At 69.9% G+C, this 26148-nt stretch carries 22 protein-coding genes; 9 read left to right on the top strand and 13 right to left on the bottom strand.

What is annotated here, in order from left to right; all coding sequences use genetic code 11:
• Window positions 1–45: 45 nt before the first annotated feature.
• Both pbpC and ASF60_RS17750 read right to left on the bottom strand, forming a co-directional pair.
• Complete coding sequence (pbpC, locus tag ASF60_RS17755) at window positions 46–2190, bottom strand: penicillin-binding protein 1C (RefSeq protein WP_443136776.1); 2145 nt, start codon at window positions 2188–2190, stop codon at window positions 46–48.
• Between the two features lie 109 nt (window positions 2191–2299).
• Window positions 2300–7681: an alpha-2-macroglobulin family protein gene (locus ASF60_RS17750; protein WP_082508040.1), complete on the bottom strand. Its 5382-nt coding sequence runs from the start codon at window positions 7679–7681 to the stop codon at window positions 2300–2302.
• A 147-nt stretch (window positions 7682–7828) separates the two neighbouring features.
• On the opposite strand from ASF60_RS17750, the gene ASF60_RS17745 reads away from it, so the two are divergent.
• Window positions 7829–9259 (top strand): serine protease, encoded by a 1431-nt coding sequence (locus ASF60_RS17745; protein ID WP_244478483.1) that lies wholly within the window; start codon window positions 7829–7831, stop codon window positions 9257–9259.
• 9 nt (window positions 9260–9268) lie between these two features.
• On the opposite strand, the gene ASF60_RS24675 is transcribed toward ASF60_RS17745, so the two are convergent.
• From ASF60_RS24675 to ASF60_RS17725, 5 genes are all read right to left on the bottom strand, one after another.
• A complete protein-coding gene (locus tag ASF60_RS24675; RefSeq protein WP_156376221.1) occupies window positions 9269–9424 on the bottom strand; it encodes a DUF3309 domain-containing protein in 156 nt (51 codons plus the stop codon).
• Window positions 9425–9555: 131 nt separating this feature from the next.
• Window positions 9556–10623, bottom strand: a complete 1068-nt coding sequence (locus ASF60_RS17740) for a cysteine synthase A (protein WP_056187895.1) — start codon at window positions 10621–10623, stop codon at window positions 9556–9558.
• A gap of 38 nt (window positions 10624–10661) precedes the next feature.
• Window positions 10662–11027, bottom strand: a complete 366-nt coding sequence (locus tag ASF60_RS17735; RefSeq protein WP_056187890.1) for a response regulator — start codon at window positions 11025–11027, stop codon at window positions 10662–10664.
• A gap of 137 nt (window positions 11028–11164) precedes the next feature.
• Window positions 11165–11734 (bottom strand): hypoxanthine phosphoribosyltransferase, encoded by a 570-nt coding sequence (gene hpt / locus ASF60_RS17730; RefSeq protein WP_056187887.1) that lies wholly within the window; start codon window positions 11732–11734, stop codon window positions 11165–11167.
• A 12-nt stretch (window positions 11735–11746) separates the two neighbouring features.
• A complete protein-coding gene (locus tag ASF60_RS17725) occupies window positions 11747–12640 on the bottom strand; it encodes a zinc-ribbon domain-containing protein (RefSeq protein ID WP_082504129.1) in 894 nt (297 codons plus the stop codon).
• A gap of 153 nt (window positions 12641–12793) precedes the next feature.
• Between ASF60_RS17725 and ftsE the strand changes: the two genes are divergently transcribed.
• From ftsE to ASF60_RS17710, 3 genes are all read left to right on the top strand, one after another.
• Complete coding sequence (gene ftsE / locus ASF60_RS17720; RefSeq protein ID WP_200935890.1) at window positions 12794–13492, top strand: cell division ATP-binding protein FtsE; 699 nt, start codon at window positions 12794–12796, stop codon at window positions 13490–13492.
• A gap of 51 nt (window positions 13493–13543) precedes the next feature.
• Window positions 13544–14560: a cell division protein FtsX gene (locus tag ASF60_RS17715; protein WP_244477006.1), complete on the top strand. Its 1017-nt coding sequence runs from the start codon at window positions 13544–13546 to the stop codon at window positions 14558–14560.
• 167 nt (window positions 14561–14727) lie between these two features.
• Window positions 14728–15531, top strand: coding sequence for a YdcF family protein (locus tag ASF60_RS17710; protein ID WP_244478482.1), 804 nt, complete (start codon window positions 14728–14730; stop codon window positions 15529–15531).
• Between the two features lie 87 nt (window positions 15532–15618).
• Here ASF60_RS17710 and ASF60_RS17705 read toward each other — a convergent pair whose 3' ends face one another.
• The 4 genes from ASF60_RS17705 to ASF60_RS17690 all read right to left on the bottom strand — a co-directional run bounded on the left by ASF60_RS17705 (window position 15619) and on the right by ASF60_RS17690 (window position 20337).
• Window positions 15619–15960: a hypothetical protein gene (locus ASF60_RS17705; protein WP_156634251.1), complete on the bottom strand. Its 342-nt coding sequence runs from the start codon at window positions 15958–15960 to the stop codon at window positions 15619–15621.
• A gap of 2 nt (window positions 15961–15962) precedes the next feature.
• Window positions 15963–16430 carry a PTS IIA-like nitrogen regulatory protein PtsN gene (gene ptsN / locus ASF60_RS17700; RefSeq protein WP_056187880.1) on the bottom strand — a complete coding sequence of 156 codons (468 nt, stop codon included), beginning with the start codon at window positions 16428–16430 and terminating at the stop codon, window positions 15963–15965.
• Between the two features lie 117 nt (window positions 16431–16547).
• The gene (hpf, locus tag ASF60_RS17695; RefSeq protein WP_056187877.1) at window positions 16548–17162 is read right to left on the bottom strand and encodes a ribosome hibernation-promoting factor, HPF/YfiA family; all 615 of its coding nucleotides are present in this window, start codon (window positions 17160–17162) and stop codon (window positions 16548–16550) included.
• 235 nt (window positions 17163–17397) lie between these two features.
• Window positions 17398–20337 carry a phosphoenolpyruvate carboxylase gene (locus tag ASF60_RS17690; protein WP_082508039.1) on the bottom strand — a complete coding sequence of 980 codons (2940 nt, stop codon included), beginning with the start codon at window positions 20335–20337 and terminating at the stop codon, window positions 17398–17400.
• A 336-nt stretch (window positions 20338–20673) separates the two neighbouring features.
• On the opposite strand from ASF60_RS17690, the gene ASF60_RS17685 reads away from it, so the two are divergent.
• The 4 genes from ASF60_RS17685 (at window position 20674) to ASF60_RS17670 (ending at window position 22942) form a co-directional block, all read left to right on the top strand.
• Window positions 20674–20985 carry a hypothetical protein gene (locus ASF60_RS17685; protein ID WP_056187874.1) on the top strand — a complete coding sequence of 104 codons (312 nt, stop codon included), beginning with the start codon at window positions 20674–20676 and terminating at the stop codon, window positions 20983–20985.
• Window positions 20985–21779: a hypothetical protein gene (locus ASF60_RS17680; RefSeq protein WP_244478480.1), complete on the top strand. Its 795-nt coding sequence runs from the start codon at window positions 20985–20987 to the stop codon at window positions 21777–21779. Before ASF60_RS17685 ends, ASF60_RS17680 begins: the two co-directional genes overlap by 1 nt.
• Window positions 21780–21801: 22 nt before the next feature.
• Window positions 21802–22302 carry a cupin domain-containing protein gene (locus tag ASF60_RS17675; RefSeq protein ID WP_056187871.1) on the top strand — a complete coding sequence of 167 codons (501 nt, stop codon included), beginning with the start codon at window positions 21802–21804 and terminating at the stop codon, window positions 22300–22302.
• A 79-nt stretch (window positions 22303–22381) separates the two neighbouring features.
• Entirely contained in the window at window positions 22382–22942 is a 561-nt protein-coding gene (locus ASF60_RS17670) for a c-type cytochrome, methanol metabolism-related (RefSeq protein ID WP_056187868.1), read from the top strand.
• A gap of 108 nt (window positions 22943–23050) precedes the next feature.
• Here ASF60_RS17670 and phbB read toward each other — a convergent pair whose 3' ends face one another.
• Both phbB and ASF60_RS17660 read right to left on the bottom strand, forming a co-directional pair.
• Window positions 23051–23779 (bottom strand): acetoacetyl-CoA reductase, encoded by a 729-nt coding sequence (gene phbB / locus ASF60_RS17665; RefSeq protein WP_056187865.1) that lies wholly within the window; start codon window positions 23777–23779, stop codon window positions 23051–23053.
• A 187-nt stretch (window positions 23780–23966) separates the two neighbouring features.
• On the bottom strand, window positions 23967–25148 hold the full coding sequence (locus ASF60_RS17660; RefSeq protein WP_056187861.1) for an acetyl-CoA C-acetyltransferase: 1182 nt from the start codon (window positions 25146–25148) through the stop codon (window positions 23967–23969).
• 313 nt (window positions 25149–25461) lie between these two features.
• Between ASF60_RS17660 and phaR the strand changes: the two genes are divergently transcribed.
• Entirely contained in the window at window positions 25462–26109 is a 648-nt protein-coding gene (phaR, locus tag ASF60_RS17655) for a polyhydroxyalkanoate synthesis repressor PhaR (protein ID WP_056187859.1), read from the top strand.
• The last annotated feature ends 39 nt before the right edge of the window (window positions 26110–26148 follow it).

The raw sequence follows: 26148 nt of genomic DNA, 5'->3' as shown, positions 1-26148 counted from the left end.
ACCAGGGGCCCGATCGGTCTCCGGCTTGAAGTGGGGACGGGCGCGTCACTCGATCCGCACCATCACGCTGTCGCTCGCACCCGTGGCATCCATCACCGAGATCCGCGCGAAGCCCGCCCCCTCCGGCTCCCAAGCCGATTGGCGCCGGGGGCCGCCCGCCACCGGCAGGCCGTCGATCATCCAGGTCAGGGGCGGCACGCCGCCGAGCGCCTTCAGGGCGAGGCTGGCTTTCTGGTCGGGACTCGCGAACGGAACGGAATCCGGCTCCGACAGGCCGAGATCGATGCGGGCGCCGTCCGGCGGGTAGGCGATCTGGAGGGCGGCGCCCCACGCGGCCGACAGGGTCTTGGGAATGTCGCGCCGGATGTGACGCAGGGGCGGCGGCAGGCCGGCGGTGGTGGTCACCAGCGCCTCGCGCGGCATCGGCACCGGGTCGGGTTCACCGCCGAAGCGCGCGAAGGCGTCGAACAGGATGGGGGCCGCCGCCACCCGGCCGACGAGGCCCGGCACGGCGTTGCCGTCGGGCCGTCCAACCCAGACCGCGATGGTCACGCGCCGGTCGAAGCCCACCGCCAGGGCGTCGCGGTAGCCGTAGGAGGTGCCGGTCTTGTAGGCGATCCGGTTCGGGAGAGCGTTCTCGGGCGGAGGCGCCCCCCGCAGGCTGTCGGCGACGTACCAGGCGGCGACGCCTTCCGTGATGCGGGCTTCGGCCGTCATCTCGACCGGCGCTTCGCCGAGGCGACGGGTCAGGTTCGGCACCAGTCCCTGCCGGGCGAGGCCGGAGAACAGGCGGGCGAGGTCGGTGAGCGTGATGCCGAGGCCGCCGAGCGCCACCGGCAGGCCCGGCGCGGTGTCGCGGGGCAGCTCGATGCGGGCGCCCGCCGCCCGCAGCCGCGCGATGAAGCGGGCCGGACCGACCACCTCCAGCAGATCCACCGCCGGTACGTTCAGGGAGAGCTGGAGGGCGCGCCGCGCCGTCACGGTGCCCTGGTAGCCGAGATCGAAGTTCTCGGGGGCGTAGCCGGTGAAGCGCACCGGGCGGTCGTCCAGCTGAGTTTCCGGGTGAGCAAGTCCCGTCTCGAAGGCGAGTGCGTAGATGAAGGGCTTGAGAGCCGACCCCGGCGAGCGGATCGCGCCGGTCATGTCGATGGCGCCGGACCGGCTGGCGTCGAGGTAGCCGGGGCTGCCGACCTGGGCGAGCACCGCGCCAGTGCGGTTGTCGAGGGCCAGGATCGCCGCCGAGATTCCCGGCCCGACGGCTGCGGCGCGCTCGGTCGCCAGGGTTTCCAGGCTGGCCTGAAGGCGTCCGTCCAGGGTGAGGCGGAGGACCCGCGCCGCCGGATCGGCGGCATGCGCCGCCTCGGCCGCGTGGGCCGCCAGCATCGGAAAGGATTTTCGCGAGGCCGGCACCGGCTCGGCGCGGGCGGCCTGCGCCTCCGCCGCCGTGATCACGCCCTGCGCCACCGCGATGGCGAGGACCCGGTCGCGGGCACGTCGGGCCGCCTGGGGAAAGCGGTCCGGCCGTCGCGCCTCCGGCGCCTGCGGCAGGGCAACGAGGAGCGCGCTTTCGGCGAAGGACAGCCGCGCCGGCTCGCGCCCGAAATACGCCAAGCTCGCCGCCCGCAGGCCCTCGACCGGACCGCCATAGGGGGCGAGCGCCAGGTAGAGATCGAGCACCCCGTCCTTGCCGAAGCGCCGCTCCAGCTGAACCGCCCGCACCATCTGGCGCAGCTTGGCGCGAAGCGATCGCTCGGAACGCGGCTCGACGAGGCGGGCCACCTGCATCGACAGGGTCGAGCCTCCCGAGACGATGCGCCCCGCCGTGAGCCATTGCCATGCCGCCCGGAGCGTGGCGGCCGGATCGATGCCGGGATGGGAGGCGAAGCGCCGGTCCTCGTAGGCGGTGAGCATGGCGAGGTAGCGCGGATCGATCTGGGGCGCCGTGACCGGCAGGCGCCAGCGCCCATCGGCGGTGGCGAAGGGGCGCAGGAGGCGTCCCTCCCGGTCGAGCACCACCGTGGAGCGGAGCTCGGCCTGGGTCAGGTCGAGGGGCGGGAGGGTTTCGATGAAGCGCCAGAAAGCGATCGCACAGAGGGCGATGACCGCACATGCCCCGAGCGCGACGATCAGAAGTCCCCTCCCCCCTCTGCGGGGGAGGATGTCTGCGGAGCTTGCGGAAGAGGGAGCGATCTCGCCCGATCCGGCGCTCCCCTCTCGCGACCCGCCTCGAGGGTGACCTCTCCCTGCAGAGGGGGAAGGGTCGATGCGGGCCTTCGGGACAGACGGACTTCGCACAGCCCTACTTCGTGCTCACCGTCATCGAACCGAACCCGGTGCGCCCGAAGCGCTCCGGCCGGTACATGTCCTCGATGGTGGCGGCCGGGTGGACGTAGGTGCCGGGCGAGACCGCCCGCACGGTGTAGGCCACCCGGAAGAAAGCCGATTGCTCGGGAGTCCGCTCGTAGGCGGCCACGAAGCGGTCGTCGCGGAACTCGGTGTGGACCGGAGCCACATCCGACTTGGCGAAGGCGAGACCGGTGAGCGCGTCGGCATCGAGGAGCTTCGGGTTGTCGATCTCCAGGCCGGCGGGCAACCGGTCGACCAGGAGGAGGCGTCCGGCGCTGGCTTTGGCCTCGGTCACGGTGAGCACCACCACGAGGCGGTCGTTCTGGTGGATTCCCTGCGCGAGCTCCACCGGGGACCCGTCGAGGCGGTAGTAGCGCCGCTCGATGGTGTAGCCCCGCGCCTCGGCCGGTTCCGGTGCGATCGGGTTGCCGCTGACGCCGATCACCGCCTGCACCGCCTGGGTGCCCGCATTGACGAGGGTGACGGGCTTTCCCTCCAGGGCGGCGGCGCGGTAGCTGCGCGCCAGGGCGCCGCTCGCCGGCTTGCCGTCCAGGGTGAAGCGGAGGTTGTCCGAGTCCGCGCTCAAGCCCTCGGCGGCCAGCACCATCCAGGCATCCTCCTGCGTGCTGGTCGGTCGTCCGGTCGCCCGCTCGGCCGAGATGATGGCACCGAGCGGCTGGACGCTGTCGCGGGCGAAGCCCGTCTCGGCGGCCAGCGCCAGCAGACCGGCGCTGTCGCGCAGGCGCGAGCCGTAATCCGGCCGGTAGGCCGAAATCGTGGACGCCGTCTCGCGGAAGCCGGCCATCGCCGAAGCGAAGGCTTTGGTGGCCCGGCCCCGATCGCCCAGCAACGCCAGGGCCGCCGCGATCTGTCCGCGCGCCAGGGGGGTCGCGAACGCGGCCAGCTTGGTGTCGGCGAGGTAGCGAAGGTCGCCCATCACCGGGCGGCCGTTGCGCGCCAGCACGTAGGCCGCATAAGCGATGTCCATGCCGCCGTCCCCGACCTCGGTGGTGTTGGCGACCGCGTTGCGCAGACGGTCGAGGGCGCTGGCGAAGGCGATCTGGGGCACGGCGAAACTGCGCTCCCGGGCCCGGGTCAGGAAGTCGGTGACGTAGGCGTTGAGCCAGGTGTCGCTGGCGCCGTCCGTGGACCACAGGCCGAAATCACCGGCCGCGTTCTGGCGGGACAGCACGCGCTCGATCGCTTGGCGCACGCGCTCGTCGGCCTTGTCGAGGCCGAGCGGATCCTGACCGAGCGAATCCTGAGCTGCGAGGCGGTTGACGTAGAGCAGCGGCATCGCCCGGCTGACGGTCTGCTCGGAGCAGCCGTAGGGATAGCGGTCGAGCGCCTGGAGCAGGGCCGGCACGTCGATGCCGGCGAGGTTCGAGGCGGAGAGCGAGACCGTCCCGGTGCCGGGCAGGATGTCGGCGAGGAGTTCGTCAGAGATGCGCAGGGACGCGCCGGGTTCGAGAACCTGCACGGAGCGGCGGGCGAGCGCCCCCGTGCCGGGACCGATGGTCAGGGCAAAGCCCTGGCCGACGCCGGCGGGCAGGCCGGGACCGGAGAGCGTGAGGTCGATCCGCGACGGGCCCGGTCCGGCGGCGGTGATGGGGATCACCAGGAAGCCCTTGGCGCCCGCCTCCAGCCGCAGGGTCTTGTGCATGGCCTCGGCGCCGACCAGCACGGAGCCGGTCAGGTCGAGGTCGACGGTGTAGTCGCCGGCCTGCCCTTCGACGTTGTCGATGGCGACGTGGAAGCGCGAGCGGTCGCCGACATTGAGGAAGCGCGGCAGGGTGCCGGTGACGACCACGGGATCGCGGATGATCACGTCGGCCTGGGCGGCGCCTACCTTGGTCCGGCTCCAGGCGGTCACCATCACCCGGCCTGTGCCGTTGAAGGCCGGCAGGGGGAAGCTGACCCTGGCGCGGCCGTCGGGGCCGACCGTGAGGGGCCCGGAATAGAGCGCCAGCGGCGCCTGGGTCGGAGGAGCATCGGCGAGTTCGGCCGCAGCTCCGTCGCCGCCGGAGCGGATGGCGCCGAGCGTCCCCTGCATGCCGTCGATGAGGTATCCGTAGAGGTCGCGGATCTCGGGGCCGAGAGCCTTCTGGCCGAAGAAGTAGCCGAACGGGTTGGGCGCCTCGTAGCGGGTGAGATTGAGGATGCCGACATCGACGAGGGCCACGGTGACCCGGGCCTCCTCGCCGGCGTTCAGGCCTGCGAGCCGGATCGGCAGGGTCAGGGTCTCGCGCGGGCGCACCTTCGCCGGTGCCTCGAGGGTGACGCCGAGGGTGCGGCTGTCCCGGTCGACCCCGAACCACGCGACGCCGAGCGCCCGGCCCGGCAGGCGCTTGGCCGCTTGGTCGAGGGGCCGGTAGGCGGTGGCGACGAGGTAGGCGCCGGACCCCCATTCCGCCTTGACGGGAATGTCCACGGTGGTGCCGGCAGCCGGCACGTCGACGGTGAGGAGCGCGTGCAGCTTGTCGCTGACGACGGCGAGGGTCGCCTGTCCCCTGAACGTCGGTTGCAGGCGGGCGTGGAGCGTCTCGCCGGTGGCATAGGCCGCCTTGTCGAGGCGCAGATCGAGGAGGTCCGGTACATCCGCCGTCTCGCCCCCGCTCCAGCCCACCGTGAAGGTCACGCTCGCGGTGGCGGCGGGCCGGCCGGGGACGCTCGCCTCCAGCCGGTAGGTGCCGTAGCTCACCGTGGCGCTGACGCGGCCCGGCGCGTCGGGGATGAGGTCGAGGCGGCCATCGGCGACGCGGCGGGTGCTGGTCACCGGCTCGAAGGACCAGCGCCCGCCCTCGCGGTACCATTGATAACTCTTCTCGACGCGCTGGAGCGTCCAGGCCACGTTCTTCTGCGTCAGGCGCTGCCCGTCGGGAGCGGCCATGACCACGTCGAACCCGGCGACGCCACCCTCGGTCAGGTCGCCGGAGAAGCCCTTCCGAATGGCGAGGACCGGCGCGTCAGGCAGGATCGGCAGGGTCAGGCTGCGGCTGAGGGCCCGGCCGCCCGGCTCACCGATCTGCAGGGTGATTCTCGCCTCCACGGGGCGCGGGGCGGCCAGGGCCTGGACCGGCACCACGAGCCGGGCCTTGCCGGCTGCATCGGTGGTGGCACGGGCATCGATCTCGGCCGAGGAGGCCTCCACGCGCTCGTCGTCGAGGCCGACCGAGAAGCCCTCCAGGCCCTTGATCCCGATGGTCGCCGCCTGCTGGACCAGAACGGTGCCGGAGACCTCCAGCCCGGCGCCCGGGGCGCCGTAAAGGTAGCGCGCCGCTACGTCGATGGTGGCGGGGGCGCCCCTGGTCAGGGCGGGCGTCGCACTCGACAGCGTCACGTCGAGGCGTTCGGGGACATAATCCTCCACCAGGAAGCTCGCCTCCCCGATGGCCGGCGCCTTGGGGTCGGTATAGGCCGCCACCCGCCAGGTGCCGTGCTGCGCACCGGCCAGGAGGGGCAGCGCCAGGGCGCGGCCGCCCAGGCCCGCATCCGCCACCTGGGCGCGCCGGTACTCGACGCCATCGGGACGCCTGATCACCAGCGTGAGCGGAATTTCCGGCACGGCGGCTCCCTGCGCGTCGCGCAGAAGACCGGTGAGGTTCACGGTCTCGCCCGAGCGATAGACCCCGCGCTCGGGAAACACATAGGCCTCGACGGCGCCGGGCTGCGGGCGTCCCTTCACGCCGCGATCCGTGAGGTCGAAGGCCGACTGGTTGAGGTTGAGGAAGCCGTAATCGTCGCCGATCTGCGCCACCACGAGGCCCGGGCTGATCCCGCCCTCCCCGCGCGCGAGGCCCGGCGCGAAGGCGACGTGCCCCTGCCGGTCGGTCTTGGCGACCGCCAGGACCTCGTTGTTGCGCGCCACCAGCCGGATTTCGGCGCCGGCCACCACGTCGGCCGAGGCCAGCGAGCGGGCGAAGACATGGACACCGTCGCGGCCCTTGAAGGCAGTGAGTCCGAGATCCGAGACCACGAACCATTGTGTCGCCTGCTGCTCGTAGCCGCCCTCCTCGTCGTTGGACGCCGTGGTGCCGGCGGGCTGGGCCAGCATGATGTAGATACCGGGTTCCAGCTTGCCGACCGCCTGCAGCACCGGGAAAGCGGTGACGGCCTCCTGGTTCAGCTCCGCCTTGGCCGTCTCGAGGACGCCTTTCCAGACGCGCTGGCCCTTCTGGTCGGCGATGGTCCGCGCCGTGGCCCCGTTGAGTTGCGACAGGAAGTCCTCGGCCCGCAACGACGGCAGCAGCCCCCGGTCGCCGACCCGCAGCACCTCCACGTCGATCTTGGCCGCGTTGACTGAGACCAGGGGCACGCCGGCCTGACCGGTGCGGGGCAGGACGTAGTTGCGTCCGGTGAAGCGGACCTGAGGCGAGCGGTCCCGGACATAAACCTCGTAATCAGCGGCCTTGAGCAGGGTCTCTCCAACGCTGGAAGGGAGCCCGGAGCGCACCACGAAGGCGTAGCGCTCGCCGTGCTTGAGCCCATCGACGCAGACCTGCTGGCCGGTGCCGGTGACGGCGGCGTTGGCCGCGCCCGAGACGGCGATGAAGGGTGTGAAGTCGGTCTTTGGCGCCAAGCCTTCCGAGAACTGGAAGCAGACCCGCGGCGCGGCCGCATCCGAATCGACGGTGTAGTTGAGGATGCGGAAGCCGTGCTCGGCGCGAAGGCCCTCGTAGATCTCGCGCACCTCCGCGGCGTCGGCGAGCGCCAGGCTGGCACGGTAGGCCTCGAGCGATGGGCGCCACTCCGTTTCGGCGGCGTAAACCTCGCCGAGGGTCGCGAGCGCCTCGGCTTCGGCCGCAGCGCTGCTCGCCCGCAGGTAGCCCTGGTAGGCGGCGGCCCGCGCGTTGCGGCGCAGGCGCAGGCGGCTCGCGTAGTCACCGGTCCGCTCGTCGTTGCCGACCGCGCTCGCGGCGCGCGCATAGGTGAGCCAATTTGCCGATCCACCAGGTTCGAGGGCCACCGCGCGCGCGAGAGGCTTCAGGGCCTCCGCCGGCTTCTCGGCCTCGATCAGGGTCTCGCCCTCAGTGCGTGCCTTCACCGCGGACTTGGTGTCCGGCCGGGGATGTCCTGCCTCGCTCGTCAGGGTCGATTCGAGGCGGACGCCGTCACTGGCGAGGTCGTCGCGCTGAAAACCCTTGGCCAGCGGAGCCCGGGGCAAGACCTTGGCTGCGGTGCGCGCCGTCGATCCCTGCCCTTGACCAGGGACTTGCGCCTGGACTTGAGCCTGGGCGGGCAGCGTCAGCAGCCCGGCAAGGGCAAGCACCGGCACGAGGCCCGAGATCCCGACCACAGATCGGGGCGAGCGCCCGTATCCGGATGATCCCGCCATGTTTCCACCCCGTTCGCCGGAGGCCGGTACGTCGCACCGGTCCCGGGCGGAACCGTACCACTTCGCGCATCGGCCGCAACGGCCTGGAATTCGAGCGCGGCCTCTGCCACACCGGATGAGTTCTCATCGGGAAGACGCGACCCGGCCATGATGCGACGCGATCGGACCATCCGGGACGGAACCGGATTGGTGATGACCCTGACGGCAGCCCTGGCCTCCGTCCAGATGGCTCTGGCTCAGACGCCGCCGGCCCCGGCGCCCGCCCGGGTGAAGCCGAGCGCGCCCGCGCCCGATCCCGCCTTCGAGGCGGCGCGGACCGCGTTCGAGGCTCTGCCGGAGGCCGAGCGCAAGGGTCTGCAGGACGCCCTGGTCTGGACCGGCGACTACAACAGCGTGGTCAACGGCACGTTCGGGCGGCGCAGCTACGAGGCGTTCCTGGCCTACGCGAAGCGGAGCGGCGGGACCGGATTGCCGGATGCGACCGGACGCGCCGCCCTGCTCAAGGAGGGGGCTGCGGCGCGGGCGGCCGTCCGCTTCGTCGTGAAGTCGGATCCCGTCAGCGGCGTCGTGCTCGGCGTGCCCGAGCGCATCCTGCCGAAGCGGACGCCGCAATCCGGGGGCACCCGCTGGCAGAGTGCCGACGGGCGCATCACGCTGGAGACGAAGTCCTATCCGGCCGGCGAGACCGGGCTGGAAGCGGTCTTCGCCCGCATCACTGCGCCGAGTGCGGACCGGCGGATCACCTACAAGCTCCTGCGGCCCGACTTCCTGGTGGTGACCGCCGAGACCGGGACCGGCAGATCCTATATCCGTTATGCCGCCGGCGAAGCGGGCCTGCGCGGCTTCACTCTGGGCTACGACAAGGCCCTGTCCGGGGAGGTCGATCGCCTCTCCATCGCCATCGCCAACAGCTTCGTGCCCTTCCCGGATGTGACTCCCGCCTCGGCACCCGCTCCGGCCGAGACGGTCGTTGCGTCACCCAGCCCGCCCCCCGCGCTGGGCAGCCGAAGGGTTCCGACCGCGACGGGCTTCGTCGTGGCGCCCGGACGGGTCCTCACCAGCGCGGCGGCGCTGGAGGGTTGCGGGGCGCCGATGATCGCGGGCCTGCCGACGCGGCCGAGCCCCGGCGGCACGGCCGATCTCATGATTCTGGAAACGGGTCCGCTCCCCGGGCGGGCGGCGCTCGCTCCGAGCGTGCACACGGGTGCCATCGCCGACGGTGAAGGGTTGGTGGCGCTGGTGGTCGATGCCGAGGGGGGCGTCCTGGTGGCCCCGGGCCACTCCGGGCCGGGCGGCGGCCGGATCTCCGCGCCGTTGCAGCCCGGCGCCGGGGGCGCGCCGGTCCTGGATCGTGCGGGCACGCTCACGGGGCTCGTCGCGACGGTTCCGAAACAGCCGCGCCTCATCGCCGGAATCATGCCGCCTGCAAGCTACGGGCTCGTGCGGGGCGACGCGCTCGCGACCTTCCTCGGCGCCGCGGGGGTGCGGACCGAACCGGCGCCGAAGGCGGCCGGCACGCTTGGCGAAGCCGTCGCGGCCCTGGCGGGCGCGATGGTGGCCATCACGTGCCAGCCGTGAGCGGGATTCTCAGAGTCGTCCGGTCACGAGCAGCACGATCAAGATGATGATGAGCAGACCGCCGAGTCCGAAGCTCGGTCCACGGTAAGCGCCGCCGCCGAGGAAGTTGCCGCCGCCGAGAACGATCAGGATCAGGACGATAAGCAGAATGGTGGTCAGGGTCATGGATGGGAACTCCGTCACGCGCCCAACCGGAATTGCTTGAGCTTGACCGTACAAACGTCGCCGTAGCGATTCCGTTCAACGCGCACAGCGGCATATTCCTCGAAACGCAAGGTTTTTTGCCGGCGTGGAAGTCAGGCCCGCCAATCCGGGAGCGGAGCGGATGAAGCGCTCAGCCAATCCGGGACCGGAAGACCGCGCTTGGCCAGAAAAGCGGGATTGAACAGCTTGGAGGCGTAGCGTGCGGCCCCGTCGCACAGGATCGTCACGATGGTGTGGCCCGGCCCGAGCGCCCGGGCCATCCGGATCGCCCCGGCGACGTTGATGCCCGACGATCCGCCAAGACTCAGGCCCTCCTCCCGCATCAGCCGGAAGACGATGTCGAGGGCCTCGCCGTCGGGGATGCGGAAGCACAGGTCCGGCGTGAAGCCTTCGAGATTGCGGGTGATTCGGCCCTGGCCGATCCCCTCCGTGATCGAGGAGCCCTCGGCCTTGAGGGTGCCGGTGGTGTAGTGGGCGTAGAGGGCAGAACCCTCCGGATCGGCAAGACCGATCCGCACACCCGGCATGCCGCTCCCCGTGGCCTTGGCCGCGCGCAGGGCCTGCGCGGTTCCCGCAAGGGTACCGCCGGTGCCGGCCGCACAGATGAAGCCGTCAACGGAGCCGCCGGTCGCCGCGAGAATCTCCGGACCCGTCGTCTCCACGTGGGCCTGCCGGTTGGCGAGGTTGTCGAACTGATCGGCGAAGAAAGCGCCGCCCGGTTCGGTCTCGGCCAAGCGCTCGGCCAGCCTGCGTGCGGCATGGACGTAGTTGTTCGGGTTCGCGAACGGCACCGCCGGCACCTCGACGAGACGGGCACCCGCGAGGCGCAGCGTCTCCTTCTTCTCGGCCGATTGCGTCTCGGGAATCACGATGACCGTGCGGTAGCCACGCACCGCGGCAACCAGCGCCAGGCCGATGCCGGTGTTCCCGGCCGTGCCCTCCACGATGGTTCCACCCGGGCGGATGAGCCCTCGTGCCTCGGCATCACGCACGATCGAGAGCGCTGCCCGATCCTTCACCGACAGGCCGGGATTGAGGAATTCGGCCTTGCCCAGGATGGTGCATCCGGTCTCGTCGGAGGCGCGCGCGAGGCGAATCAGCGGTGTGGCGCCGATGGCCGAGAGGATGTCGGGCGAGGAACGGTCGGACTGCAGGGCCATGCACGGGACTCCGAGGAAGAAGGCGGACCCGATGCGTCTCAGGCGGCCAGCGCCCGGTTCACCGTGGAGCGCAGGTCGGCCAGGGAGAATGGCTTCGTGAGCACGTCGGTCACGATGGCGTCGAGCCCGCGCGCACGCTCGCGCTGGTCGGCAAAGCCGGTCATCAGCAGGATGGTCAGGTCGGGAAAGTCGCGCTTGGCGGCCAGGGCCAGGGCGATGCCATCCATCAGCGGCATGCGGATGTCGGTGAGCATAAGGTCGAACGCGCCGTCCGCCTCGGTCAGCCGATCGAGTCCGTCGCTGCCGTCGGAGGCCGTGACAACGGCATGGCCGTCGATCTCGAGGCCCCGCTTGAGGAAACCCCGTACCGTCTCTTCGTCATCCACCAGGAGGATGCGGGCCATCGCGCGTCTATGTCTCTCTCAGGTCCGGGCCGTCAGTCACGCAAGGGCCGACGCGCCCTGTCAAGGGACGCGTGGACACAGCGAAAGCTTTAAGAGCTAAATTGTTTCAGTTTCACCGTGAGCGCGTGCGCGGCGCCTCACGTCCCGCCGAACAGGTCGGGCTCGCGACTGTCGTAGTCGACGAGCCCGACGAAGGGCAATTGGCGGTAGGCGTGGGCGACGTCCATGCCGTAGCCGACGACGAAGACGTCCGGACAGGTGAAGCCGACGAAATCGGCATCGATGGTCACGGCGCGCTTGCCCGGCTTCTCCAGCAGCACGGCGGTCAGCACCCGCTTGGCGCCGCGCGCCATCAGCAGGTCCTTGGCGAACACGATGGTGCGCCCGGATTCGAGAATGTCGTCGACGAGCAGCACGTCGCGCCCGCGTACCTCGCTCTCGACGTCGCGCAGGATCTCGACCTGGCCCGAGGAGACCGTGGCGGTGCGGTAGCTCGACAGGTGCACGAACTCCGCCTGCGGCTCCAGCCCGACCCGGTGCAGGGCGCGCAGGAGATCGGCGGCGAACATGAAGCTGCCCTTGAGCACCGCAACCACGAGAAGATTCTCAGGGTTGGCGGCGGCGATGGCGGCCGCGAGTTCCTCGGTGCGCCGGGCGATGGCGGTTTCGTCGAAGAGGACGCGGACGCGTCGGGAAGGACTGGTCATGCGCGCTCCTTATCACGGGCTCGGCGCGCTGGCACCGGTCTTCGCCATCGGCTCGGTAGAGACAGCGACGCCGGGGACAGTAGCGCCGGTCCCGACAGCCCCGGTTTCGGTGCCCCCGGACTTGGCGCCCTCAGACTCGGCGGCGGCGAAGTGGACGCGGACCGAGCGGCCCTGGGCCGGGGGTGCCGAGAGGCTCGCGCGAAAGCGGGCGGTCTCGCTCCGCTCCAGCACCGGGCGCGGCGGGGCGATGCGCCAGCGATAGAGCGGCTGGTCGCGCCCGTCACGGACCTCGACCTCGATCGACGGGACCTCGGCTTCGGCGGCGATGCCGACGAGGTCACCCTCGACCACGAGTTGGCCCTGGGCGCCGTCGCCAGGGCTGTGGCCGGGGTTCTGAAATGCGACGACGTCGCGAAACGCGATGCCGCGCAGATTGACCGGAAACCCGACGCGGGCATAGAGACCCGCACTCTGCGGCATGGCCCGGACGACGGTGGCGCGCCCCACCACGGCGAGCCCCAACCCAACCACCACCGCGAGGCCGAGGGCGGCACCAGGCGAGGCCAGCCTCGAGCCGGCCCGCTTCGGCGCAGCCGCTTTGACCTTGCCGCGGGAGCGCGCCTCTTCCGGCGGAACCGAGACGGGCTCGGGCTCCGCTCCCAGAGCCGATTCCCAGGAATCAAGGTCGGCCTGAGCCGTGGCGCGGCTCTGCGCCGCGTCGGGGCCGAGATCGGACGCAGCCATCATGGCCGCCGTCATCTCGGCTTCCAGAGCGGCGGAGACGTCCTCGGGAGAGATGAACCAGGTCTCGCGGCAGGCCGCACAGCGCACCGAACGCCCGTCCGGCCCGACGCGATCCGCGTCGATCTCATACGCACTGGAACAGGACGGGCAGACGATCAGCATGGTATCCCGGCGCCTCGCATCTCGATGGCAGTTGCCGCCAGGGGCAAAAAGACTCAAACGGTTCTCGGCCAACACGGTTAACCGTCCGTGAAGCGAGCGGCCTTTGAACCGAAGCGCACGGGGATCGATCATGGGGGGATCGTGGCGGATCGGGTGAACACGCAGTCGCTTCTCTCGGGAGCCGAGGAGCCGGTGGTCCAGTTCGAGAGCGTCGGCATGCGCTACGGCCTCGGACCGGAGGTGCTGAGCGATGTCAGCTTCCAGATCGCGCCGCGCTCGTTCCAGTTCCTCACGGGGCCGTCGGGCGCGGGCAAAACCACGCTCCTGCGCCTGATCCTCCTGTCGGTGCGGCCCACGCGCGGCCTCGTCTCGGTGTTCGGCGAGGAGGTCAGCGGCATCTCCAGCGAGGCGCTGACCGGTCTCCGCCGGCGCATGGGCGTGGTGTTCCAGGATTTCCGCCTGCTCGACCACCTCACCACCTACGAGAATGTGGCCCTGCCCCTGCGCGTCCAGGGCCGCTCGGAGACGAGCTACCGGGCCGAGGTCGTCGAGTTGCTGCGCTGGGTTGGCCTCGGCGAGCGCATGCACGTGCTGCCGCCCCTGCTCTCGGGCGGGGAGAAGCAGCGCGCCGCCATCGCCCGCGCGCTCATCGCCCGGCCCGAACTGCTGCTGGCCGACGAGCCCACCGGCAACGTCGACCCAGGCCTCGGCCGGCGCCTGCTGCGCCTGTTCATCGAACTGAACCGGCTGGGCACCTCCGTGCTCATCGCCACCCACGACTTCGCCCTGATGGACCTCGTCGATGCCCGGCGCTTCGTCCTGGGGGACGGGCGCCTGACGGTCGAGGCATGACGTCGGGTCAAGGAGGTCGGGTGATGCGGATCGGGCGAGACGGGGCGAAACATGATGGGTGATCCCGGCATACCCTCCGCCCCCCAGGCGGCGACGATTCCTGGCCGCACCGGGGACCGGCCGCCGGTGAAACCGCCGGCACCTCCGGATTCGCGGGCCGCGCCCCTGCCCGCGACCCTGCGCCGGAACGCCCCCCTGGTTCCGACGGATTCAGCCGCGAGCCGGGCCTTGGCCGCCGTGATCGCCATCCTGACCTTCCTGGCAGCCCTCTGCGCGGGTGCCGCCGAGATCGTGGCGTCGAGCGCTGTCCAGTGGCAGGGCACGGTCGCCCAGGAGGTGACGATCCAGGTGCGTCCGAGCCCCGGGCGCGACATCGACGCGGACGTCGCCCGTGCCGAGGCCCTGGCGAAGGCCACCCCGGGCATCGCCGCCGTGCGGGTCTTCTCGAAGGGGGAGGCCGAGCGCCTGCTCGAGCCCTGGCTCGGCAGCGGCCTCGACCTCTCGGATCTGCCGGTCCCGCGCCTCGTCACGCTGAAGCTGGCCGAAACGGCTCCGGACCTGAAGCCCCTGCGGAGTTCCCTCACCGAGGCGCTGCCCGGCGTCGCAAGCCTGGACGATCATGCCCTGTGGCTGCGCCGGCTCTCCACGGCGGCCAACACCTTCGTGGGCGTGGGCATCGGCATCGTCGTGCTGGTGCTGGTGGCGACCGGCCTCGCCGTGGTCTTCGCGACGCGCGGCGCGATGGCGGGCAACCGGGAGGTGGTGGAGGTGCTGCACTTCGTCGGCGCCAACGACGACTTCATCGCCCGCGCCTTCCAGCGCCGGTTCTTCGGACTCGGGCTGCGCGGCGGCATCATCGGATCGGGGGCGGCCATCGCGGCCTTTGCACTGGCTGGCCTGGTGTCACGCAACTGGCGCTCGGGTCCTGCCGGCGAGGAGATCGAGGCCCTGTTCGGAGCCTTCCACATCGGCTGGCGCGGCTATGCCAGCGTGCTCCTGATCGGCGTGATCGCGTCGGTGGTCACCGGCATCGTCTCGCGCCTCACGGTGCGGCGATTCCTGGCGTAGGAAGTTTGGCCGCAAGCGCCGGACCCGATTCACGAATTCGCAAACAGCGGGCGCCTGGCTGTCTCATGCCCGCCCGATCCCGTTAACCCTTCGTGAACCTTTCCAGGCGGAGATACTTGCCTCGTGAACGCCCCAATCGGGGCTACCTATGGGGCATGACGAGGCGGATGTCAGCCAGCGGCACCATGAAGCCCCCCGAGGCTTTCGGATGGGCCTGGACCGACGTCGCATCCCGCGCGCCGGGGCGGACGCCGCCTCGGCTCCCGGAAGCCGGCCCGCCTGCGCACGCTGGATTCAGCCGGACCACCAAGGCCGCCCTGGGCACCGCCAGCCTGGGCGGAGTGGCCCTGTTCTGCGGCTTTCTGGCCTTCGTGGCCTGTCTGGAGCGCGACGAGCGCGTACCGGAGGGACGGGCCGACGGCATCGTGGCCCTGACGGGCGGCGCTCAGCGCATCGGTGACGCCATCGACCTTCTGGCCAACGGCTACGGGCGGCGCCTCCTCATCACCGGCGTCAACGAGCGCACGAGCCGCGACGAGATCGCCCGGCTCAACCCGAGCCAGCGCCACTGGATCGAGTGCTGCGTCGACCTCGACTATCGGGCGCGCAACACCATCGGCAACGCGATCGAGACCCGGCGCTGGATGCGCCAGCACCGCTTCAGCACCGTCACGGTGGTGACCTCGAACTACCACATGCCCCGCACCATGGTGGAACTCGACCATGCGCTCATGGGTGCCGACCGCGTCGTACCCTATCCGGTGATCGCGGAAGGCTTTGAGCCCGACCGCTGGTGGTCGCATCCCTCCTCGGCCAAGCTCCTGGCCTCGGAGTACCTGAAGTTCCTCGTGGCCTGGGTTCGGACCCGCTTCGAGCATGATCCTGAGCGCTCGCGGGCCGCCATCCTCATCGGGCGCGGCAAGCCGATCAAGATGGTCGCGGAGCCCCTGTTGCTGCGCGGGCAGCAATAGGCCGGCGGAAGCCCGGTCGGAAGACGAATGCGAGGCTGGACGCGGCAGTCTCGGCCTTCACAGTTCCGGCCTTCACAGTCTCAGCCTTTACAGTCCCTTGCACTGGCTGCGGATCAGACCCGAAAACTCCTTCTCCGAGGTCTGGACCTGGGCGAGGCGTTCCGTGCGCTCGGCCCCCGAGAGACAGCGGCCGTAGACGCTCGCCACCCGGCGCATGGTCTCCACGTGCCGGCGCCAGACGCGACACTGGTCGGCGGCCTCGCTGCCGGCCTGCTCGAGCTGGTCGATCGCCTGGCGCTGCATCGAGCTCGCCACGAGAACGTCACGGGCACACGCGGTGTCGGTCGCGCCGCGCGGCTCCGCGGCGACGGGACCGGCAGCGAGCCCGAGAGCGACGGCCAGGGAAACGAAGCCCGGTACGAGGCGCATGTTCATGCGGCCTGCGAGGTCGAGGTGTGGGTCAGGAGGGCGTAGAGCGCGCTGGCATCCCGGGCGGCCCGGATGCGCTCCAGGATTCCGGGTTCGCGCAGCAGCCGGGCGACCTGCGCCAGAGCCTTGAGATGATCGGCGCCGGCCCCCTCGGGAGCCAGGAGCAGGAAGGCGATATCGACGGGCTGACCGTCGAGAGCATCGAAATCCACCGGCTTCTCGAGGCGGGCGACGAGACCGAACAAGCGGTCGAGGCCAGGTAGCTTGCCGTGCGGGATGGCGACGCCGTCGCCGATACCGGTGGAGCCGAGGCGCTCACGCTGCAGCAGGGTCTCGAACACCTCCCGCTCGTCCAAAGCCGGAAGCTGACGCACCGCATGGGCACTCAGCTCCTGCAGCATCGACTTCTTGGCGCGGACACGCAGGGACGGCACCACGGAATCCGGAGACAGGAATTCCAGTACTGGCATGAAGGACCGTCGCCCCGTCGGCGGCAGCCGACCCGGCCGCCACTCCATGAAAGGTCGGCCGCCCGGGCGGCCCTGAGACTCAATCGAGCGGGTTCGGGCTCTGTTCCCGCCCCGCGCCTACGACGCCGCCTCGGCCGGATCGACCCAGCCGATAGCCCCGTCAGTGCGGCGGTATACGACGTTGATGCGTCCGGTGCCAGCGTGAACGAACACGATGACCGGAGCGCCCGTGAGGTCGAGGGCAGTGACCGCCTCGCTTACCGAGTGGCGCTTCAGGGTCTTGGTGCTCTCGGCGACCACGGGCGGGTGTGCCGCCTCGCCATCCGTCAGGTCGTCCTCGTCGAGATCGACCGCATCGGCCTCGCTGGGTGCGGCGAAAACCGCATAGGCCGCCTGCACCGTCGCACCGTCATGGGCGGCCGCGCCGTGGTCCTTGAGCTTGTGCTTGTAGCGACGCAGACGCTTCTCGAGCCGATCGGCCGTCTGATCGAAGCTGGCATGGGCGTCATGCGCCGCGCCGGACGCTTCCAGGGTCAGGCCCGAGACGAGGTGGAGCACGCAGTCGGTGCGGTAGGAGGTCCCATCCCGCCGAAGGGTGACGTGCCCCGAACAGGTCTCGCTCATATGGCTGTCGAGGTATTTCGCGAGTGTGGCAGCCATTCGCTCCTCGACACGCCCCCGCAGGGCTTCGCCAAGGTCCAGGCCGTGGCCCGTCACGCGCAATGCCCCCATGATCCCTCCGATTTTCGTTGTGGACGCGCTCTGGTTGAGGAGCCTCATGAGTTAAGGAGCCTCGCCTGGAGAAGTCAACGCGGGGCCGGCCCCGGATCGATCGTCGGCGGTCGATCCGTCATCGAGGCGCCTCGGCTTCGGGATGCGCGTCCTCGGGAGACGGGTTGGAACGGGGCAGCAAGCCGGGTCGGCTCCCACCCCGCGTGCAGGCGTGGCTGGTTGCGGAGGCCGCGCCCTATCCGAAGGCCCCGACCTCGTGCTGGATCATGCCCGAGATCTCCCGCACCCGCTGGAAGCTGCGCCGGATCGGCTCGAACAGCGTCCTGTGCTCGGTCTCGTAGGTTCCGACGTCGCGCGGGCCGGCAGGCTCGCCGAAATTGAGGCCCAGCGTCGGGTCCGGTGTGATCGGGAAGATGTCCTCGAGCAGCGTCAGGCAGCCATCGATATCGAGGCGCAGGAAGCGCTCGATCAGGGCCTCGCGGCTGATCCCCGATTGGGGGCGGAAGCCGGGGATGTGCACCGCCAGGAACCAGATCCGGTGGATCAGCGCGAGCCGGATCGCATGCAGCAGGGTCAGGCGGGCCGACATCCGCCCGAGGTCGGGAGCCGCGACCTGCAGGCTGAGCCAGTCGCAGGTGAGTTGGCCGAACAGGTGGCGCAGGTCGGGCGCCAGACGCAGACGGTCGAGGGCGTTGGCGATGACGACGAGTTCCTCGCGCCGTCCGTCGCGCTGCGTACGCCGGGCACGCTCCAGCCACACCGCCGGATCGAGGGTGTCGATATAGGCGCGCAGCACATCGAGATCGGAAACGCTGGCGGCGTGCTGGACCATGCGGAAGGCCCGGGAGAAGCGCACGGAATCCCGCCGCATGTCGCGGAACAGGTCCGGCGTCCGACCGGCGGCACGGCCGACCCCGTGCAGCGAATTGGCCAGGAAGCCGAGCTGCTGCAGGATCGCGTTGTTGGGGATCGCCCGCATCTGACGCGGGTGGGTGATCATGGTCGGGCCGCCGCCATCGGTCTGGCGGGCGACGGGCCGCGAACCGGTGCGGTCGAGGAGGCTCGGGCCGAAGGTGCCGAGCAGGGCGGCGTAGCCCGCATCGTCCACCAGCGCCTCCATGTCCTGGCGCACCACGGTGAAGAACTCGGCGGCGAAATCCGGCTCGGCGTAGATCGGGTCGTCGGTCTCGTCCGCCCCGCTCGCCGGGTCGGACAGGACGTAGTCGGCGAAGCTGTCGTCATCGGCGACATCGAAGGCGAAGACGTGCTCGGCAATGCGCTCGACCGTCGCCTGGGCCAACGGCAGGGTGCCGAACATCAGGTAGCCGTCCGAGCCCTGGAAGCTCGATTCGAGGCGCACCCGAATGCTCGCGTTCCGGTTGCGCCGGCGCGCATCCTCGGGGGCCAGATAGGCGAGGCGATCGCGTAGGGAGGTCGGGTGAGCGCCTCGGCCGATTGATTCGCCATGGGTGTCGAAGATCGCGAGCTCGACCCCCGTGAGGTCGTTCTGAACCATCAATTCGGTGATGCGCAGGCGCAGGCGCTCGATCCAGAAGCTGGCGGCGAGCTGGCCGACATAGCGCCCGGAATCCGAGTAGCCGAACTGGACGGTGAGGCGCCCGATACGCTTGAGGTACTGGCGCCAGTGTGGGTTGCGCAGGGCATCGTCGAGAACGCGGACGCCCTGTTCCAAGGCACTGGCCGTCTCGAACAGCGGCGTGATCTCGACCTTGTCGGCGATGCCGTAGTGCCGCGCGAGCCAGAGGGCGGCCAGGAGGGTGTAGCCTGTCTCGGTCTCGGCGATGAGGAAGCGCACGGGATGCGAGCCGTCCACGTGCTTGAGGATCTGGGTGATCGTCATCATCAGGCGGGCGGCCGAGGCACGCTCGGCGGCCAGCGCTCCGAAATCCACGTCCACCGCCTGCACGTCGTTGAGGAGCGCGTGGATGCTGGCGAGATGTGAACGGCGCTGCGCCGCGTCTGTCGGCTCGCCCTCGAGGTCGGTCACGCGGCGCACCGCGTTGTGGATCTGGCTGGCATTGAGCCGGAAATGCGGCAGGGCGTTCGAGAGCCCATGGGTGGCGATGCCGGAGCGCAGGAGGGCGACGCTGCGCTTGTCGGCGTCGGAGTCGAGGCCGCCGATGGCTCCAGCCAGTCCGGCCAGGATGGCGCCGGAATCGGTCTGTGCCCGCTCACGCTCGATGATCAGCGCGAGGGCGAAGCGGTGGACCGCCTCGAGGGACGGCTTCGTGCCGAGGCGCGGCGCCACCGCGAGCTGGCGGTTCACGGCGGCGAGCGCGCCGCCCGTCAGGTCGCGGACCACCCGGGTCGCGGGAACCTGGGGCAGGTCGCGCATCACCCTGTCGAGCTGCATCCGCTTCGATTCGAGGCGGTAGCGCACCGTATCCCACCAGCCGATATCGGTGCGCCCGTCCGTGTCGCAGCCGACCCAGCTCGCGATGGCGAAGGGTTTCGGGACCAGTTCGGTCCAGCGGTCGGGCCAGCGCGCGCGGGCCGCATCCAGGAGGGCAGCGTTGAAGCCGTCGAGGGCGGTGCGTCCGTGGTTGGCCGCGACGCAGGCCTGCTCGAACTCGTCGTCGAGGCTGATCTTGTGATCGGGCCGGGTGGAGTGGCCTGCCGCACGCGCCACCAGCGCCGCGCGGGCCGGTCCCTCGACCTCGCTGGCGGCCTGGGCGATCAGGGCCGCGACGGCGCGTGGCATGCCGAAGGTCGGATGGGCGGTGAACACCACGGCGAAGCCGGTGCGTCCGACGAGATCTCGGAAGCTCTCGAAATCCCCCTGCCGCTGCGGCACCGCCGCCACGAGACGGGCGGCCATGCGGGTGTCGGATGCGGCGGCGGCATCCCGGTCGAGGCCGACATAGGCGCGCAGACGCTCGGCCCGGGACGCCAGGGATTGCGCCCGCAGCAGCGGGAACAACGCGTCGAGATCGTCCTCGCCGATCTCGCCCCGATCGAAGCGGCGGGTGATCGCCAGCGTCACGGCGAGCACGGGATTGCGGAACGGATCCTCCGCCGCCTGCTCGCGCGATTCCTCGATCAGCCTCAAAAGCTCCTGCTCCAGAGGAAGATCCTGTTCCAGGCCTTCGCCCCGCCGCGATGCGAGGCCGGATTCGGTGGCGGCATCGGCCGGATGGAGGTCATGCGGGCGCATCGATCGACCTTGCGGTTCGGGGGCGGGCGAGAGCGTCATACGGCACTGGGACAACGCGAGCGTCGGAACGTCGAGGGATCCATGGCCACGTCGACAGGTCGACGGAAGCCGCGAACCCGGTTGCCGCCCTCGAACACTGGGTGCCTGCGGGCACCGATCTGGGCGCGCGGGGCCGGACGGGAGGCACTGCTTTCTGACATCAGTGCGGGCGACGCAAGGACTGTTCCGGGGCAAGCCGATCATGCGTGCGAGCTTGGCTGTCGCGGGGTCTCCGGAACAAGAACGAGCTCCGGAAGGGTGCAACGCGTCGCGTCCTGGGCTAACGCTGGACCCGGTATGGAAACACTCCTGATCCTGGGGGCCCTGGCCGCCCTGCTGTTCTCCGGGTGCCTCGTGGCCTCGCAGTTGGCGCGCGCGCGCCGGCCCGAACTGCGCATGGCGCGGGAGGAAGATCTGCTGGACGAAGCGGATGGCGCGGACCTGCTGATCCGCGGCCTGGAGCCGCCGCGCGCCAGTCCCATCGATCGCACCGCGACCATCCTCGAGGTCGAGGCCGTGAAGACGCCCTCCCCTCCGACGCTGGCCCCCGATTCACCAGGACCATTGCCGTCGCCCCAGACTTCGCTTCGAGATCGAGAGCTTCGCTGATGGTGTGCTTCCGCACGCGCCGTTGGGCGGTCCTTCCGCCGGCGGCCGTCCTGCTGACGGTGGCCGTCGTGCTGACGGCGGGACCGACCCGCGCACAGGAACCGAACGGGGCGCCCGATACCGAGGCACCGCCGGCGGCGGCGCCGAAGAAGCGGCCCCCGCCTCGCAAGCCGGCTGCGAAACCGGTGTCCAAACCGGCCGCCGAAGTCGTTCCGGCCGCGCCGCCGGCTCAGGAGCCGAGTCGGGAACCGGCTTCGGCTTCGAGTGCTGCGCCGACGCCGGCGGCCAATCTTCCCGGCCTGACCGTGCTGTGCGAAACCAAGGCGGCCCTCTACGAAGGGCCGAAGGACTTCGCCGTCTGGGTCACCCGGACGGGGACCGTCGTGGTCGAGAACCCGCTGCGTCCGCTCACGCCCGAGTCGACGCGGGTGCTCGAGGTGGTCATCGCCGGCAAGGCCGCCACGGCCTATGGCCCCGACCTGTTCGCCCTGCGGCGGGGCGGAAGCCCGGCGGCTCTGGGCGCGCTGCTGGGTGCCCCGGTCCAATGGGACGCCACGCCGGTGCCGCTGCCGGATACGCTGAATATCGTCTCCGAGGCCGGCCAGAGCCTGGCGCAACTCGGTTTCCGCGAATGCGGCACGGCGCCCGCCGTGAAAAGCCCACCCGTCGCGACGAAGGACGGGGCCGGCAAACCCGCGAAGAAGCCCCGGCCCAAGGTGGCCAGGGATGCCGGCGGCAATGCCGGCGCCAAGGCGCCCCCCGGCCTCAGCCTGCCGCAGGGAGCCATCGAGTGAGGCTGTGTTCAGGACGATGCCGATGGGTGCGGGAATACGGGGACAAGGCGGAAACGGACAGGGGCCGACCGCCGCCGAAGTGATCGCGCGCCTCGGGCTCGCTCCGCATCCGGAGGGTGGCCACTATCGCGAGACGTTTCGCGATCCCCGGACGATCGAGGGGCGCTCGGTCGGCAGCGCGATCTACTACCTTCTGGATCTCGGTGAGGTGTCCGAGTGGCATCGGGTGGACGCGGCCGAGATCTGGCACTGGCACGCGGGCGCTCCGCTCGTGCTCACGGTCAGCCCCAACGGGCACGATGCGGCGGCGGCCTATCTCGGTCCGGACCTCGCCCGAGGCCAGCAGCCGCAGATCGTGGTTCCGGCGGGCCATTGGCAGACCGCCACCAGTCTGGGCGCCTGGACGCTGGTCGGTTGCACGGTCTCCCCGGCCTTCGACTTCGCTGGCTTCGAGATGGCGCCGCCGGATTGGCGTCCAACGCCTCGACTTGGAGCCACTCGCGACGTCCTCAACGAGAAGTAGCGATTTTGTGCCAATGGCCCTTGCCAGGGCGCGTTATAAGGCGCTTTCAGGGCTCCGGTTGCAACCCAGGAATCTCCCGATGCGTCGCCCCGCTCCCCCTGTCGCCGCGTCGCTCGCGTCGGCCCTGCTTCTGCTCGGTACCACGGGCGCGTGGGCAGACCCGACGCCGTCCGCCGCCCCTTCGTCCCTGAAGAGCGAGGGTCCGACTCAGCCGGCCAAGGTTGACGACGGGAGCTATACGGACAAGGACGGCACGCCGACCTACCACGTCACCGAGGGTGGCAAGATGGTCGATTGGCCGGCCATGTCCGGTTACGTGCGCTACAATGCGAATTGCATCGTCTGCCACGGTCCCGACGGCGCAGGTTCGACCTATGCACCATCCCTGGTCGAGGCCCTGAAGCGCGACGATTACGCGACCTTCGTGGGCATCGTCGCGGGAGGCAAGAAGGACGTCAACTCTGCGCAGCAACTGGTGATGCCGGCCTTCGGGGATAATCGGAACGTGATGTGCTACATCGACGACATCTACGTCTACCTGCGGGCACGGGCGGACGGCGTCATCGGTCGCGGCCGTCCTGCCGAGCACGAACCGAAATCCGAATCGTTCAAGAAGCGCGAGGACGCCTGCATGGGCTGAGGCGTGTCCATGGATCGGGGCGCGTCTCGGGATTGAGCGGCGTCGACCCACAGGAACCCTTCCCGCCGCAGCGGGGGCGACGCGCGCCGCCCTCGCTGTGTCTCGAGATCAGGCGATGTACTGGGCGCCGTTGATCGTCAGAGTCGAGCCGGTGATGAAACCCGAATCCTCGGCCGCGAGATATTCCACCGCGCGGGCGATCTCCTCGGCCTCGCCGAGGCGGCCGACTGGGATCGTCGCAATGATCTTGTTGCGGATGTCCTCCGGCACCGCCATCACCATGTCGGTGGCGATATAGCCCGGTGCGATCACGTTGACGGTGATGCCCTTCGAGGCACTCTCCTGGGCCAGCGCCTTGGCGAAGCCGATCACGCCGGCCTTGGCAGCGGAGTAGTTGGTCTGGCCGGCCTGGCCCTTCTGGCCGTTGATCGACGAGATCAGGATGATGCGGCCGAAGTTGCGGGTGCGCATGCCCTCGATGACGGGCCGCGTGCAGGTGAACATCGAGTCGAGGTTGGTCTTGATGACCGCCTGCCACTTGTCGAAAGTCATCTTGTGGAAGGCACCGTCCCGGGTGATGCCGGCGTTGTTCACGAGAATGTCGATCGGGCCGACCTCGGCCTCGACCGCCTTGATGCCCGCCTCACAGGCGGCGGCATCACCCACATCGAACTTGAACACCGGGATTCCGGTCTCGGCCTTGAAGGCATTGGCGGCCTCGTCGTTGCCGCCGTAATTGGCCGCAACCTTGTAGCCCTTTGCCTTCAGGCCCTGCGAAATGGCGGCGCCGATGCCGCGCGTACCGCCCGTGACGAGTGCAACGCGTTCCTGAGCCATGATTTCCTCCAGAAATTTTAAGATTTTTTGGGTCGAAACCGAACGTCCTGCGACCGGGGCGTGACGATCGAAGTGGGTCGAGCGCGGCTTTAGCTGGCGTTCCGGCCGTCGCGCGACCGATTTAAATTTGCGGCGGTGTCAAGAAAACTGGATCACCCGCTCCGGACCACCGCCGCAGGAGATCGATTCAAACGCGCTCGATGCACATGGCGACGCCCATGCCGCCGCCGATGCAGAGGGTGGCAAGGCCCTTCTTGGCATCGCGGCGCTTCAGCTCGTGCAGAAGGGTGACGAGGACGCGGGCACCGGACGCGCCGATCGGATGGCCGATGGCGATGGCGCCGCCATTGACGTTCACCTTGTCGGTGTCCCAGCCCATGTCCTTGTTCACCGCGAGCGCCTGGGCGGCGAACGCCTCGTTGGCCTCGATCAGGTCGAGGTCGGAGGGCTTCCAGCCAGCCTTGTCCAGAGCCTTGCGCGAGGCCGGGATCGGGCCGGTGCCCATCACCTTGGGGTCGACGCCGGCGGTGGCCCAGGAGACGATGCGGGCCAGCGGCTTGATGCCCCGGCGCTCGGCTTCCGCTGCCGACATCAGCACGATGGCGGCGGCGCCGTCATTGAGGCCGGAGGCGTTGGCGGCGGTGACAGTCCCGTCCTTGGTGAAGGCCGGCTTGAGCTTGGCCATGGCCTCCAGGGTGGCGCCGTCGCGGATGTACTCGTCGGTGTCGACGATGACGTCGCCCTTGCGGCCCGGCACCGTCACGGGAACGATCTCCTCCTTGAAGCGGCCCTCCTTGCGGGCGGCTTCGGCCTTGTTCTGCGAGGCGGTTGCGAACTGGTCCTGCTGCTCGCGGGTGAGCTGGAAGGCCTGGGCCACGTTCTCGGCGGTCTGGCCCATGTGGTAGCCGTTGAAGGCGTCCCAGAGGCCGTCCTTGATCATCGTGTCGATGAGCTTGACGTCGCCCATCTTCTGACCGCCGCGCAGGTACTGCGCGTGGGGCGAGAGCGACATCGATTCCTGACCGCCGGCCACGATCACGGTGGCGTCGCCGTTGGCGATCTGCTGCATGCCGATGGCGACCGTGCGCAGGCCCGAACCGCAGACCTGATTGACGCCCCAGGCGGTAGCCTTCTCGGGGATGCCGGCCTTGATGGCCGCCTGACGGGCCGGGTTCTGTCCGGCACCGGCGGTGAGCACCTGGCCGAAGATCACTTCGTCCACGTCGTCGGCCGGCACGCCGGCGCGCTCGAGGGCGGCCTTGATCGCCACGGCGCCGAGGTCATGTGCCGGCACGGTGTTGAACGCCCCGCCGAACGAACCGACGGCGGTGCGTGCCGCGCCGACGATGACGATATCTTCTGCTGCCATGGTGACGTTCTCCTCATCCCGGCCAGGCGCTCCCTTGACGCTCCTGGGTTGAGCGTGGGCGCCTTTGTGCCGTTCCCTCGGATGAAAGCCGTCGACCTCGCGAAGTCAAGGCATCCAGGAGTTGTTTCAGGGGCCTACCGTAACAGCGAACACGTCGATGCGTGGTATTCCGCGGGATGAGCGGTAAATTGCTGTTTTCGTCGGCACGCGAACGCCTTAAGATGAACTTGTGCGCCGCGAGATCGGGCACTGGTCCCAGCCGCTTCGTCAAGATCGCGTGTGGGCACGAACGTGTTGGGAGAGGCGCCCAGAGATGGCGGATAACGGCAAGTCCAATCACACCGTCATCAAGAAATACGCCAACCGGCGCCTCTATCATACCGGGACGTCCACCTACGTCACCCTCGAAGACCTGGCGACGATGGTCCAGAACGGCGAGGATTTTCTCGTCTACGACGCGCGCTCCGGCGACGACATCACGCGTTCGGTGCTGACGCAGATCATCTTCGAGCAGGAGAACAAGGCCGGGGACGACAATCTGTTGCCGGTCGCCTTCCTGCGCCAGCTCATCCGCTTCTACGGCGACAGCATGCGCACCATGGTGCCGAGCTTCCTCGAATTCTCGATGGCGAACTTCGCTCGCGACCAGGAGGGCCTTCGCGAGAAGATGACCCAAAGCTTCGCGCCGACGGCCTTCCAGAGCGCGATGGAAGAGCAGGTCCGCGCCAACATGAGCTTCTTCGGCGATGCCATGAAGATGTTCACCGCCTTCGGCACCGGCCCGCTCTCGGGCATGGGAACGCACCCCTCTTCGGCCGGCAAGTCCGGCGCGAACATCCCGGTTCCGAGCACGACGTCCTCGAGCACGATTTCGCAGGCCGGAGCCGGCACGGATCTCGATGACCTCAAGCGCCAGATGGCGGAGATGCAGTCGCGCCTCGAGGATCTGGCCAAGAAGTAGGCGCGCCGGAGACGCCCTCCACGCCTGCCATCACGCCTG

The organism is Methylobacterium sp. Leaf113 (assembly GCF_001423325.1).
Classification (GTDB): domain Bacteria; phylum Pseudomonadota; class Alphaproteobacteria; order Rhizobiales; family Beijerinckiaceae; genus Methylobacterium.
The sequence above is the reverse complement of the archived record's forward strand: the minus strand, read 5'-3'. Positions and strand labels throughout refer to the sequence as shown.